Genomic DNA, 12,721 nt, shown 5'->3' on the forward strand with positions numbered 1-12,721 from the left:
GCCCCCATCGCGGAGATCTTAGCAACGCCGCGATCGTAGCCATTCGCAAACAACAGCGGCCGATAACGCTCTGTGTCTATTAGTATCGCGGAACGCCGGAATCGCATGCCAGCGACCAAGCGTCTATACCGCCCTGCAAGTTGTATAGACGACTATAGCCATGGTGTTGTAAAAAGAAACAGGCTTGCTGGCTACGCATGCCGTGATGGCAAATCACGACAATATCGCGCTCGGTATCCAGCTCGTCCAGTCGTTGCGAAATCTGTTGCAACGGAATCAACTGGCTGCCTTCGATACGGGCATAGGCGAACTCGTGGGGTTCGCGAACATCCAGCAGTAGCGGCGCCGGCTCGGCTTCCAGGCGTTGTTTAAGTTGTTGTGGGGTATATTGGGTTATCGGCATAAAAGGTTTCCAATCGGGTCAGCGCGGCGGCCATTCTATCGACAGAAGCGGTATATGCAAAACGAATGTGCCGATCGGCGCGATAAACGCCAAAATCCCTGCCAGGCGTCACGGCCACGGCCTGGGTTTCCAACAACTCTTTGGCGAATTCGAAACTATCGTCCGCCAAATCGCTGCTGTCTGCGTAGACGTAAAAAGCGCCTTGCGGTTTGCGGGCAATGCGAAACCCCAGTTTCGGCAAATTTTCGCACAGAAAGTCGCGGCGCCGCTGAAACTCCTGCCGCCGCGCTTCGAGTTCCGCCAAGTTTTCCGGGGTAAAGCTCGCCAGCGCGGCATACTGCGATTGGGTCGAGGTGGCTATAAAGATGTTTTGCGCCAAGCGCTCCGCCGCATCGATAAATTCTTCGGGCACCACCAACCAGCCGACCCGCCAACCGGTCATGCCGAAAAATTTGGAGAAACTGTTGATAACGAAGACTTTGTCGCTAAAGGCCAATGCGCTGGACACCGCATCGTCGTAGACAAGGCCGTGATAGATTTCGTCCGAATAAAAGCAACCGCCCAACTCGGCAACCTTGGCGATGGCTTGACGTAGCGCCTCCCGGCCAATCACGGTACCGGTCGGATTCGACGGCGACGCAATCAGCGCGCCTTTGCATTCCCTTCGCCAGTGTTCGGCGATCAGGTCGGCATTGAGCTGGTAATCGTCGTCCGCGCCGACCGGAATTAATCCGCTACGACCGCCGAACAGACGAACAAAGTTGTCGTTACAGGGGTAGCAAGGATCGGCCATCAGAATCCGCTCGCCAGGATTGATGCTGATACCGAAAGCCAACAAAAACGCACCGGAAGCACCTGGTGTCACGAAAATTCGCCGGGCATCGACGTTGATACCGGCCGCATGATAATAATCGGCGATAGCCTCGCGCAGCGCCGGTAATCCTGCTGCTGGGGTGTATTTAACTTCGCCGGTCCGCAGAAACCGGTTCCCGGCAGCGATCACCGCCGGCGGCGTCGGAAAATCGGGCTCGCCGATTTCCATGTGAATCACGTCGCGCCCCCGAGCTTCCAATTGCTTGGCGCGCTGCAAAAGTTCCATCACGTAAAACGCGCTGATCCCGTGCATCCGTTCCGCAATATGTTGCTTCATTCCCGCCGACCCAGAAACCAAAAGAGCCGCATCATAACAAACTTCTTGCTTGCCCCTGGCTATTCTGATAAAAAGCCCCGATTTTTTCAGTCCGCCAGGAGTCATTGGATGAACAATTCTCAACCTGCTACGTCAGAATATTCTTTTAAACCTTACGAGGAAAAAGATGGCGAAGAGTACATGAACGAAGCGCAGCTCAAGCACTTTGCTGCGATTTTGAACAAATGGAAATCCGACCTGATGAAGGAAGTTGACCGCACGGTCACGCATATGCAGGACGAAGCCGCCAATTTCCCCGATCCCAACGATAGAGCGACCCAGGAATCCGAATTCAGCCTGGAATTGCGCACCCGCGACCGAGAGCGCAAATTAATTAAGAAGATCGATGAAGCCTTGAAGGAAATCGAATCCGGCAATTACGGTTATTGCGAAACCTGCGGCATTGAGATCGGCATCCGCCGTCTGGAAGCCCGCCCGACCGCGACACTGTGCATCGATTGCAAAACCCTGGACGAAATCCGCGAGAAACAACTGGGTTGATTGCACAACCCGATTCGGTACGCTACATCGGCCGGTTCGCGCCCTCGCCCACCGGCCCACTTCATCTCGGCTCGCTCTACACCGCGCTGGCCAGCTTTCTGGATGCCCGCAGCCACGGCGGTCGCTGGTTGCTGCGAATCGACGATCTCGATACACCGCGTAACGTCGCCGGTGCCGCCGAACGTATCATCGACACATTATTCGGGTTCGGGCTGCAATGGGACGACGATATCGACTTCCAGAGCCAACATCTGGACGAATACGCCGCCGCGATCGAACGGCTCCGCGAGCGAGGCCTGATTTATCGCTGCATTTGCAGTCGCGCCAAATTGGCCGACTCGCCGGATCGCTATCCAGGCTATTGTCGAAATCAGAATCCCGATCCCAGCCAAGCTCATGCGTTGAGGCTCGCCTGCCCGAACCAAGACGTCCGCTTTATCGATCGCTTGCAAGGGCCGATGCGGCAAAATCTGGTCGAACAGGTCGGCGATTTCGTCGTCCTACGTAAGGACCGGATTTTCGCCTATCAATTGGCGGTGATCGTCGATGATTGTCGGCAAGGGGTCAACCATGTCGTGCGGGGTTACGATTTATTGGACTCCACGCCCAGGCAGTGTTATTTGTACCAGCTATTCGGGCAAGCTCCGCCAACGTACGCGCACATCCCCGTCATCGTCGACGATAACGGCCAAAAACTCAGTAAGCAAAGCCGTGCCGCCGCCGTCAGCGTCCATTCGGCCGCTCGCACCTTATATCGCTTGCTATGCTTGCTGAACCAAGCACCACCCCCGTCGTTGCGTAATGCTTCGATCGCGGATTTACTCGACTGGGGAATCCGCCATTGGCAACCGGCGCAACTCAGCGGCGTCGCCCGAATTAGCCAACCTGTCGCCCACGATTATTAAAAAAGGAGATGAAGATGTCCGACCAGAAACTGTATCCGGTGATCCCGGCCATCGCCGCCGGCGCCCATATCGACACCGACCGCTACCATGAAATGTATCGTCGGTCGATAGACGATCCGGAAGCTTTCTGGTCCGAGCAGGCGGAACAATTTTTGGACTGGGAGCGCCGTTGGGATAGGGTACTGGCTCACGATTACCCGCGCGGCGAAATTCAGTGGTTCATCGGCGGCAAGCTGAATGTCACCGTCAATTGCCTGGATCGGCATCTAGCCACTCGCGGCGACCAAATCGCCATCATCTGGGAAGGCGACGATCCGACCCACGACACGACGCTGACCTATCGGGAACTGCACCGCCAGGTCTGCAAATTTGCAAACGTAATGAAATCACAGGGGGTCGGTAAAGGCGACCGGGTTTGTATTTACCTGCCGATGATCGCCGAGGCCGCAGTCGTGATTTTGGCCTGCGCCCGGATCGGCGCGATTCATTCCATTGTGTTCGGCGGCTTCTCCGCCGACGCCCTGCGCGACCGCATACTCGACGCCGACTGCCGGTTTTTGGTCTGTGCCGACGAGAGCTACCGGGGCGGCAAAATAGTCCATTCCAAACTGAACGTCGACAAGGCCGCCAAGCAGTGCCCGAACCTGCAAACCGTCGTCGTCATCAAGCATACCGGTCACGATATTCCGTGGAGCGACGGCCGCGACATCTGCTACCACGAAGCGATGCAGAGCGCCGACGAGACCTGCGAGCCGGAGTTAATGGACGCCGAGGATCCGTTGTTTATTCTCTATACGTCTGGATCGACCGGCCTGCCCAAGGGCGTTTTGCACACAACCGGCGGTTATTTACTGTATGCCGCGATGACCCACAAGTATGTGTTCGACTATCGGGAAGGCGACGTTTATTGGTGTACGGCCGACATAGGCTGGATCACCGGGCATTCCTACGTACTGTACGGCCCACTTTGCAACGGCGCGACCACGTTGATGTTCGAGGGGGTCCCGACCTACCCCGAACCCGATCGCTTCTGGCAAGTCATCGATAAGCACCGGGTCAACATTTTTTATACCGCGCCGACCGCGATACGCGCACTGATGGCGCAAGGCGATGCCTACGTTCAGCGTACTGGCCGCGACTCCTTGCGTGTACTGGGCAGCGTCGGCGAACCCATCAACCCCGAAGCCTGGGAATGGTATTACCGCGTAGTCGGCGATCAACGCTGCCCCGTCGTCGACACTTGGTGGCAAACCGAGACGGGCGGCATTCTGATTACGCCTCTGCCCGGCGCGACCGCATTGAAACCCGGTTCGGCAACCCTCCCGTTCTTTGGTATTCAACCAGCCATCTTGGATCCCGAAGGCCATCCGCTGGACGGCGAAGCGGAAGGCATACTGGTATTGACCTTTCCATGGCCGGGTCAAGCCCGTAGCGTCTACGGCGACCATCAACGCTTCGTCGATACCTATTTCAGCAAATTTCCCGGTTACTATTTCGCCGGCGACGGCGCCCGCCGCGACGCCGACGGCTATTACTGGATTACCGGCCGTATCGACGACGTATTAAACGTTTCCGGCCACCGCCTGGGCACTGCCGAAATCGAAAGCGCGCTGGTCCTGCACGACCAGGTCGCCGAAGCGGCGGTCGTCGGTTTTCCGCATCCAATCAAGGGTCAAGGCATATACGCTTACGTGACGTTGAATGTCGGCGTCGAAGGCAACGAGACCCTGAAAGCGGAACTGAAGAATTTGGTCCGCGAAGAAGTCAGCGCGATTGCACTACCCGATGCGATTCAATGGTCGCCGGGACTGCCCAAAACGCGCTCCGGAAAGATCATGCGGCGCATATTGCGCAAGATTGCCGCCAACGAGTTCAGCGATTTGGGCGACACCTCCACGCTAGCCGATCCGGCTGTCGTTGAGCAGCTGGTCGCCAACCGACAGCATCCGAGTTGAAGCCACAGCTCGCGCTAGCCTATTTCGGGGTCGTCCTGATCTGGACCACGACACCACTGGCGATAAAATGGAGCAGCATTGGTGTCAGCTACGTGTTTGGCGCGACCGGCCGGATGTCCATTGGTTTGGCCTGCCTGCTGGTTCTGCTATTACTGCGTCGGAAAGGCTTGCCTTGTCACCGGCTAGCGCTACGCACCTATTTAGCCGTTTCGATGCAGATTTATGCCAGTATGTTGATCACCTATTGGTCGGCGCGTTTCGTACCGTCAGGCTGGATCTCGGTCATTTTCGGCCTCGGCCCATTCATGACGGCGTTCATGGCTGCCGCTTACCTAAAGGAGCGCAGCCTAGGTTGGCGAAAACTAGCGGCTTACAGCCTAGGCGCTTTTGGTTTGGCCGTGATGTTCAGCTCGGCCAGGGAATTGCATCCAATGGCCATTCAAGGCACGCTCGGCATATTGCTGGCAACCTTTATTCACGCGGCTAGCGCGGTCTGGGTTAAGCAAATCGACGCCAAACTACCGTCGGTGCAGCAGATCACCGGCGGATTGCTGATTTCGGTGCCTTTATACTGGTTGACCTGGCTAATATTGGACGACGGCGCCCTACCGACACAAATTCAGCCGCAAACTCTATATGCGATCGTCTATCTCGGTGTCGTGGCAACGACGCTGGGATTTGCGTTGTATTACTACGTGCTTGGACAACTGCCGGCCACCGACGTGGCCATGATGAACCTGATGACACCGGTATTGTCGCTATTACTGGGTTATCTGGCCAACCGCGAACCGATCACGATGAAAACCGTCGTCGGCACCAGCCTGATCATGGCGGCATTAGCACTGCATCAAAGGGCTGACCGTGCCAGTCTACCCGTTCGAATTGCAAAATCCAAAAACCGACGCGCGAAAAAAACCGGGGCCGCTAACGCGGCCCCGGTTTCCAATCCTACCTAAAAATTAGCTAATTAGGCATTCACGACCGATTTACGGCGGCCAGTGTACAACAAGCCCAACAATGCGCTGGTCAGCATCCAAATGGAAGCCGGCAGCGGAACTTGAGAGACTGGATTGTCGTCAACGACGGTTGACGGAGCGATGTCGGTAACCAATGCGATGTCGGTCAGCAGTTTGCTACCGAACGCCAGCAAGTAGGAATTGTCAACCAATTCCAAGCCTTTCTTAACATTGGTCCAAGTACCACCGCTGGTTTTCATACCAAATTGAAAATGACTTGAGCCTTTCAATGTGCCGGTAACGCTAGGATCGCTGAGCAAGCTCACGGTCCAATCGGAACCGCTAGCAGCCGCAAAGCTAACAGTAGCGCCGCCAGTGAATGTCAAAACAGGCATTGCACTGCTTGATGTGGCGGAATCTTCGAAAATGCCGAATTCTGCACCCGAAAAACCCAACACAGAAGCAAGGGTAATAAAATTGATGTCACCGTCGGTAGGTTCCCACACAACGCTTGCAGAAGCAGCGTTGGCAACCATCAACAGGCACACCGCCAAACATTTTTTGAAAGATAAAATCATCTTCATTGATTTTCCCCATAGTTAACGTTAACAAAAGGCCATCCTAATAGCCAACCTTTCCTAGAACCGATATTGATCCACAATGCCGATCATAAGAGAGACATGCGCAAGTGACTTCGTGCCAAATGCTCATGTCAATTTTATTACTGCAATATGCATACCATGTATTCAACATGTTAAAAATCAAAAACTTAAAAACATTAGGATTCGATTATGTAAAAAAACCAACAGAATTTCGCACGTTAGTGTTCAACAGGCCGTTTATTCACCAATCCGGTGCGAACGGCAATCCGCATCAGTAACGGTAACGGCATCGTCTTGAAGCCTATCGACAACACCTTGCCGGATCAGAGCGTACCAAACCGGCCGAATGCGGTTGCGCTGACGTACGGCCGCCACAATACCCAGTTTGACAAGCTGGTCGCGGTAAAGAATCGCCCGCGATTTTTCGGTGAATACGCCCAGAGACAATGCGCTTTTCAAATCGCCGGATGGAATCGGCCAAAAATCCGTCAAGCCTTTAGCTCTAAGCATCATTTTGTTGATGCGTAATTGCTCGGCGTCCCTAGCAGGCGGAAAGTACACTTGAAAATCGCCGGGAACGGTGAATTCGTCACTGTAGGAATCGACCGCTGTCAAGGATTTCGCAGCCAGCCAACGCCTCATCTCCAGGCGATCGGCAAAGGGTCCGATTCGCAGACAGCCGGAACGGTCGCGGTTTTCTCGAGCCTTGCTGTCCTCCGCTTGGGGATCACGCTGCGTGATTTGCAAATCGTGCGGTTGGCTGAAAAACGCTGAAACCTCTTGGGTGGCGGAAGCAAGCGAGCGCTGCGAATAGCGGTCGACGATTGCCGAAATCGCCGCTCCCCGCCGGGCATTCTCGCGTTCGGAAACCAGTAGTATCGGCGGCGCGGTCGAATCGCCGGACGTTGGCGCATTGAAAACACCGGAGTGCAGCTCCCAAAAAAACCACACAGCATTTGCTAAGCACAATAGCAGAAAAAAAACCTCATCTCCGGCCCGCCTCGCAACAGATCAGCAAACCCTTTAATACTAATTTGACATCGACGACGGCCTCCACCGTCAACAGCCCCTGTAACAGCTCAGCATCGCCGCCGCACATTAATAATCGGTAATGCGGATGCCTGATCAAAGTCGCCTCTATCAACCCGATTGCAGCGGACAACACACCACTATCGATGGCCGCTTCGGTAGTCATTCCAAGCCCAAAGTCCGCTTGCCGTTCGACCAGCGGCAGCACCTCCGTACCAGACGCCAACATCCCCTTCATCAGGCTAACGCCAGGAGCTATCAGACCACCCTGGTGCCGACCATCTTCGGAAAGCAAGTCCAACGTGATTGCGGTCCCGCAGTCAACGATACACCATTGCCCCGGATAATCGCGGCGAGCCGCCAGCAAAGCCAGCCATCGATCAATTCCAAGCTTATCGGGAAAGCGGTAAGCATTAACGACTCCCGCTGAGCTCGCCGTCGATAACGGCTTCACAATCGCCACCCCCGGCCACAACGATTGCGCCACCCTCAGGACATCGTCGAGGACTGCCGGCGCACCGACCGCAGCGACGCCGATACACTCGGGTGTGGCATATGTTTGCCATTGCCGCCGTAACCAAGCTGCGAATCCGGCTTGTCGATAATCGACCGCGTGGAGGTCGCCGACTTTACCGTCGACCGCCAATGCCCATTTCAAACGGCTGTTACCCAGGTCGACCAATAAAATCACGATTTGCTAAAACTCACCTCGCCGGACGCGAAGCGGCGTAGCTCACCGTTCGCATCCGTTAGCAACAGAAAACCTTGGTCGTCGATGCCGGCCACAGTTCCGCGATGCGCAAGGCTCCCTATTGAAATATCCACCGTTTTTCCCACCATGCAATCGACCTCACGCCAGTCTTCGATGTAATCGACCAGGGTACGCTGCTCGAACTCCGCCAACACCGGAAGCCAATGATTTAGTAACACGCCGCTGACCCGATTGCGATCGGGACGAGCGGAGCCGCCCAAGACCGCCACCAAATCCGCCCAGTCCTGATCGATAGCCTCACCTTGCTTGGCCGACATATCGACATTCAATCCTAGTCCGGCCACCGCATGGCAGGGTCCATCGCTTTCACCGGAAACTTCAATCAAAATACCGCCCAATTTCCGCTGTCGCCAATAGATGTCGTTAGGCCATTTCAATCCGACGTCGTGAGCGCCCAACTGACGCAACGCTTGGATTGTCGCTACGCCCAGCGCCAGACTCAGTCCGGCGATGGCGGCGGGACCGCCTTGAAAACGCCATAGTATCGACAAATAAATATTCCGCCCAAACGGCGAAACCCATTGCCGACCACGCCGCCCCTTGCCGGCTGTTTGGCGTTCGGCGAGGCAAACCAGGCCGCCAGGCACACCTTGTTCGGCAAGTTCGTGTAAGTAGGTATTGGTGGAAGCAATAAGGCCGTGGACCTCCAATCCAGTCAAGAGACCGGAAGCGCGATGGTGCAAATAAGCGAAAATTCGCTCACTGTCCAACAGATCCATAGGTGTAGCCAAACGGTAACCCTTACCCGACACGGCCAATATTTCAATACCCAGCTCGCTCAACCCTTGCAAATGCTTCCAGACCGCCGAGCGACTGACGCCGAGCGCTCCCGCCAATTCGGTACCTGAATGAAATCGCCCGTCGACCAAAAGGGCAATGAGTTGTCTATCGACCGGAGAAATCAATGAACCGTCCCGCAACTAAGGGCCCAGGCCGTTTCAAGTTTCGTTTTTATCGCGTAGTTGTTGCAGCTGTTTTTTAACCACATGCTTGATCAATAACTCCCTGTCGTCTTCTTTCATGTTGATGTATTCCACGCAAACCGCGTACGGCCGCTCGGGATTATCCGCCGAAATATCCTTGCAGTGCACGACTCTGGCGTAAGCGACAATGACCGCCATGCAGGACGTCAGCAACATTCTCAGTTCCAGAACTTCACCTTCCGACACCGGCGTTTCGTTGCTAAACGCCAAACCGGTGGCGCTCAGGCTGACTTCCCGGGTATCGTGTTCCGAAAATTGCTCGGACTGGCTGGTCAACACCTGGGCGATCAAATTGATTTTGGTATCCAGCAACTTCAAATATTCGAACAGATCCGGATCGCGCCGTTCCAATCTCGGCGCCAATAATCTGGCCTCTTGATTAAGCACTTCCAACGCGGACGCGAGCGAACAGTTGCTGAGCACATCGTCGGACACATGGCTCAATACCTTGACGTGATTTTTGTCGATGACTTTGTGCAACAAGTTAATCGTGTCGTTGACCCGAAAATATCGCCTTTTTTCTGTAATTTCGTCCGCCATGGCCGCTCTGTCCTCAAATTTTTAGATAGGATTCAATCGATATTCCAGCAATTCTAGCGTATCCACGATCGGAAACGTGAACCTTAGCCGCCCACGACCACATCGTAGCCGCTGAAAAGCGCGGGCAAATCGCGGCGCCCAAGCGGCTTCAGAGGTATTATCGACACAAAGACCTCCACACCGCGCTCGATCAGGGACTCATGTTCGACAAACACGTCGGAGACCCCATAAAAAGCCAGCGCTTCGAACATTCCCGCCGTATCTTTTAGCCCTAGCCCTAGCCCACTCGCTCGCTGCCCCTCGACCACCTGCCAGACGCCATCATCGACGAACAACACACCAACGGTCTGATCGAATGCGGCGGTCGTTAAGATCAAGTCCAAGGCTTCCTGGACACCGTTACCGCAATGCGGGGCCTGGGACAACATAAACAAGTAACGTTTTTTCATCGCGATTAGAACGTCAAATAACGGTCCGCGACCAAAGTCGCTTCCAGCCATTGCCCCAAGCCGGCAATCCGAAAACCGGGCGCCACATCATCGTCGTTTTTACCCTGGCGCCGCGCCTCGTCCGCGCACAACAGGCCACGCCGTTGCGCCGCCGATATGCAAACCACCAAATCGATGCCATTCAGTTCCGCCAATCGACTCCAGTCCGCGACCGGTGCTCGCTCATCATCGGGCGGACTGGCGTAGCGGAACGCGTGGTAGACACCATCCCGATAAAAAAATACCCGAACGACCTCGTGACCTTGGGCCAATGCCGCTTCCACAAACCGAAATGCGTGCAAACCGGCATTGGTCAAATAAGGACTACCATTAACCTGTACTGCAAATTTCATCACGCTGTAAAATGTACCGGGCAAATTCAACCATAAGCCGCATTTTAATACGGCTCTAACGACTTTGCCGCGAATCCTTACGCGATTGAACCCTTGACCGCCGTTTGCTGTCCCAGCCTTCATGAAATTGACTGCCCTAATTCTCGGCTTAAGCCTGACTTTGTTCACCGCCTCTGGCGGAGCCATCGAAATCGAAAAAATGCAACTACCGGACATGGGTGATTCCGCGGGCGCGCTGATCTCGCCGGTCCAGGAACGGGAATTCGGCGAGGCATTTTTCCGCAATCTGCACACTCAGGCCGAAATCAGTCAAGACCTGGAAATCGAGCAGTACATTCAAAACATCGGCAGGCAATTGGCGGCGCACAGCGACAATCCGGCAACGCCGTTCCATTTTTTCGTGGTCATGGAACCGGATATCAACGCCTTTGCCGGTCCCGGCGGCTACATCGGCGTCAATTCCGGCTTGATACTTTTGACCGAATCCGAAAGCGAATTGGCGTCGGTCATGGCTCACGAGATCGGCCACGTCACTCAACGTCATTTATACCGCTCGATCGAGAAAGCCAGCAAAATGTCGATACCGACCGTCGCCGCGACGTTAGCGGCCATTCTGGTCGCCACTCAATCGCCGAACATGGGCCAGGCGGCCCTGATGGCGGTCCAGGCCGGTAATATTCAGTTTCAGATCGATTTTACCCGCGAACACGAAAAAGAAGCCGATCGGGTCGGCATGCAGACGTTGGCCGATTCCAATTTCGATCCGCGCGCAATGCCGGTATTCTTCGAAAAACTAATGCAATCGACCCGCTATTACGGCAAGGGCGTACCTGAGTTTTTACGTACCCACCCGGTCTCCGAAAGCCGGATCGCCGACACCCGCGGCCGGGCTGAAACCTATGCCTATCGGCAAATCCCCGACTCGCTCGGCTACCTATTGACGAAAGCCAAGCTGATGGTCTCCACCGCGAGCGATAAAAAATCGGCGCTAAAGCACTTCGCGACCTTGGAACTGCAGGGCACGACGGAACAGCGGGCGGTAGCGCGCTATGGCATCGGCTTGATCCACCAGGGCGCTCAAGAATTCGCCCAGGCCTCAGAGATCTTTCAGCAATTGACCGATCAATACCCGAATCAACCGCAATACCCGTTCGCGCTGGCTAGAACCGCAATGGACAGCCACGACTATCAAAAAGCCAGCAACCTATTAAGCAAAACCAGCGAGCGCTTTCCCAGCAACGACGCGATCAAAATCGAACTCACCCGGGCGTTGATCAAAAACAGCCAGCCCGAGAGAGCGCGACAAGTCTTGCAATCAATGTCGGATTATCAAAAACAGCAACCCTTCTATTACGAGCTACTGGCGCAAATCCATGCCGATTTAAAACAACCGGCCGAATCCCACCGCTACATGGCCGAATATTATTTCGCCAGCGGCGATACTGAAGCCGCGATGACCCAAATCAAACTCGCCAGACAAGAAACCGATCTCAGCTTTCAACTACAAGCCATCCTCAACGAACGCCTGAATTTCTTCATCAGCGAGGAGGAGTCTCGCAAAGCAGAACGCTAAACAGCAATGTTAACAGGCACTTATCTATCGCAAACCCTTGTAATTCTCAAATAATTTCGAGGCAAAACAACCGTCCCGAAATCGCGCATTTTTTGTTGGACAGTCGGAACTTTTTCACTACACTTCGCCCACCTTTTACGGAGTGCATGCGACCCAAGGCGGTCGTAGCTTTAGGGGGAGGGAAGCGGCCTGTATAAAGGCTGAACAACAATAATAATGAGTGTAACTGCTTAACTAAACTGTCTTCGAGACAGGCGTCCACAACCATAACAACAATAATTACAACAACAGGACGGGCCCGCGTTAGCGGGCTTTTTTATTGCCTATCGAATTTCCCCGCCTACGCGACTCTGTTCGACAATTGGCTAAGTCGGCCTTTTATCTTATAATCGAAGCCCCGCTTGGGCCGCGGCCCTAAGATCGAGCCGTCCTCAGTGCTCAGGCATCCTCACAAAACTCACCAAGGTTAAAA

Annotated in this window: 14 protein-coding genes; 5 read left to right on the top strand and 9 right to left on the bottom strand. The window is 54.7% G+C overall.

Annotated features, from left to right (window positions below; all coding sequences use genetic code 11):
• Positions 1-79 precede the first annotated feature (79 nt).
• Complete coding sequence (locus tag ACP4CD_RS05930; RefSeq protein WP_071160583.1) at positions 80-403, bottom strand: rhodanese-like domain-containing protein; 324 nt, start codon at positions 401-403, stop codon at positions 80-82.
• Positions 369-1,553, bottom strand: coding sequence for an aminotransferase class I/II-fold pyridoxal phosphate-dependent enzyme (locus tag ACP4CD_RS05935; protein WP_426993911.1), 1,185 nt, complete (start codon positions 1,551-1,553; stop codon positions 369-371). Before ACP4CD_RS05935 ends, ACP4CD_RS05930 begins: the two co-directional genes overlap by 35 nt.
• Before the next feature lie 108 nt (positions 1,554-1,661).
• Between ACP4CD_RS05935 and dksA the strand changes: the two genes are divergently transcribed.
• The 4 genes from dksA to ACP4CD_RS05955 are packed head-to-tail and all read left to right on the top strand — an operon-like array spanning position 1,662 to position 5,909.
• Positions 1,662-2,093 (top strand): RNA polymerase-binding protein DksA, encoded by a 432-nt coding sequence (gene dksA, locus ACP4CD_RS05940; protein ID WP_064031780.1) that lies wholly within the window; start codon positions 1,662-1,664, stop codon positions 2,091-2,093.
• Positions 2,090-2,998: a tRNA glutamyl-Q(34) synthetase GluQRS gene (gene gluQRS / locus ACP4CD_RS05945; protein ID WP_426993912.1), complete on the top strand. Its 909-nt coding sequence runs from the start codon at positions 2,090-2,092 to the stop codon at positions 2,996-2,998. Before dksA ends, gluQRS begins: the two co-directional genes overlap by 4 nt.
• 14 nt (positions 2,999-3,012) lie before the next feature.
• On the top strand, positions 3,013-4,953 hold the full coding sequence (gene acs, locus ACP4CD_RS05950) for an acetate--CoA ligase (protein WP_426993913.1): 1,941 nt from the start codon (positions 3,013-3,015) through the stop codon (positions 4,951-4,953).
• A complete protein-coding gene (locus tag ACP4CD_RS05955; RefSeq protein WP_426993914.1) occupies positions 4,950-5,909 on the top strand; it encodes a DMT family transporter in 960 nt (319 codons plus the stop codon). Before acs ends, ACP4CD_RS05955 begins: the two co-directional genes overlap by 4 nt.
• An 11-nt stretch (positions 5,910-5,920) precedes the next feature.
• Here the strand turns inward: ACP4CD_RS05955 and ACP4CD_RS05960 are convergent, their stop codons facing one another.
• From ACP4CD_RS05960 to tusD, 7 genes are all read right to left on the bottom strand, one after another.
• Positions 5,921-6,493: a hypothetical protein gene (locus ACP4CD_RS05960; protein ID WP_064031782.1), complete on the bottom strand. Its 573-nt coding sequence runs from the start codon at positions 6,491-6,493 to the stop codon at positions 5,921-5,923.
• Positions 6,494-6,748: 255 nt separating this feature from the next.
• Complete coding sequence (locus ACP4CD_RS05965) at positions 6,749-7,462, bottom strand: hypothetical protein (protein WP_157198017.1); 714 nt, start codon at positions 7,460-7,462, stop codon at positions 6,749-6,751.
• A 34-nt stretch (positions 7,463-7,496) separates the two neighbouring features.
• Positions 7,497-8,231, bottom strand: coding sequence for a type III pantothenate kinase (locus ACP4CD_RS05970; RefSeq protein ID WP_426993915.1), 735 nt, complete (start codon positions 8,229-8,231; stop codon positions 7,497-7,499).
• Positions 8,228-9,232, bottom strand: coding sequence for a bifunctional biotin--[acetyl-CoA-carboxylase] ligase/biotin operon repressor BirA (gene birA / locus ACP4CD_RS05975; RefSeq protein WP_368086618.1), 1,005 nt, complete (start codon positions 9,230-9,232; stop codon positions 8,228-8,230). The genes ACP4CD_RS05970 and birA overlap by 4 nt, the downstream gene beginning before the upstream one ends.
• Positions 9,233-9,250: 18 nt before the next feature.
• Complete coding sequence (locus tag ACP4CD_RS05980) at positions 9,251-9,835, bottom strand: PilZ domain-containing protein (RefSeq protein ID WP_064031785.1); 585 nt, start codon at positions 9,833-9,835, stop codon at positions 9,251-9,253.
• Between the two features lie 83 nt (positions 9,836-9,918).
• Positions 9,919-10,284: a sulfurtransferase complex subunit TusC gene (tusC, locus tag ACP4CD_RS05985; protein ID WP_426993916.1), complete on the bottom strand. Its 366-nt coding sequence runs from the start codon at positions 10,282-10,284 to the stop codon at positions 9,919-9,921.
• Between the two features lie 5 nt (positions 10,285-10,289).
• Entirely contained in the window at positions 10,290-10,676 is a 387-nt protein-coding gene (tusD, locus tag ACP4CD_RS05990) for a sulfurtransferase complex subunit TusD (RefSeq protein ID WP_071160706.1), read from the bottom strand.
• Between the two features lie 121 nt (positions 10,677-10,797).
• Between tusD and ACP4CD_RS05995 the strand changes: the two genes are divergently transcribed.
• A complete protein-coding gene (locus ACP4CD_RS05995; protein ID WP_426993917.1) occupies positions 10,798-12,249 on the top strand; it encodes a M48 family metalloprotease in 1,452 nt (483 codons plus the stop codon).
• Positions 12,250-12,721 lie beyond the last annotated feature (472 nt).

Origin of the sequence: Methylomonas stagni (assembly GCF_050154735.1) — a bacterium.
GTDB classification, from domain to species: domain Bacteria; phylum Pseudomonadota; class Gammaproteobacteria; order Methylococcales; family Methylomonadaceae; genus Methylomonas; species Methylomonas koyamae_A.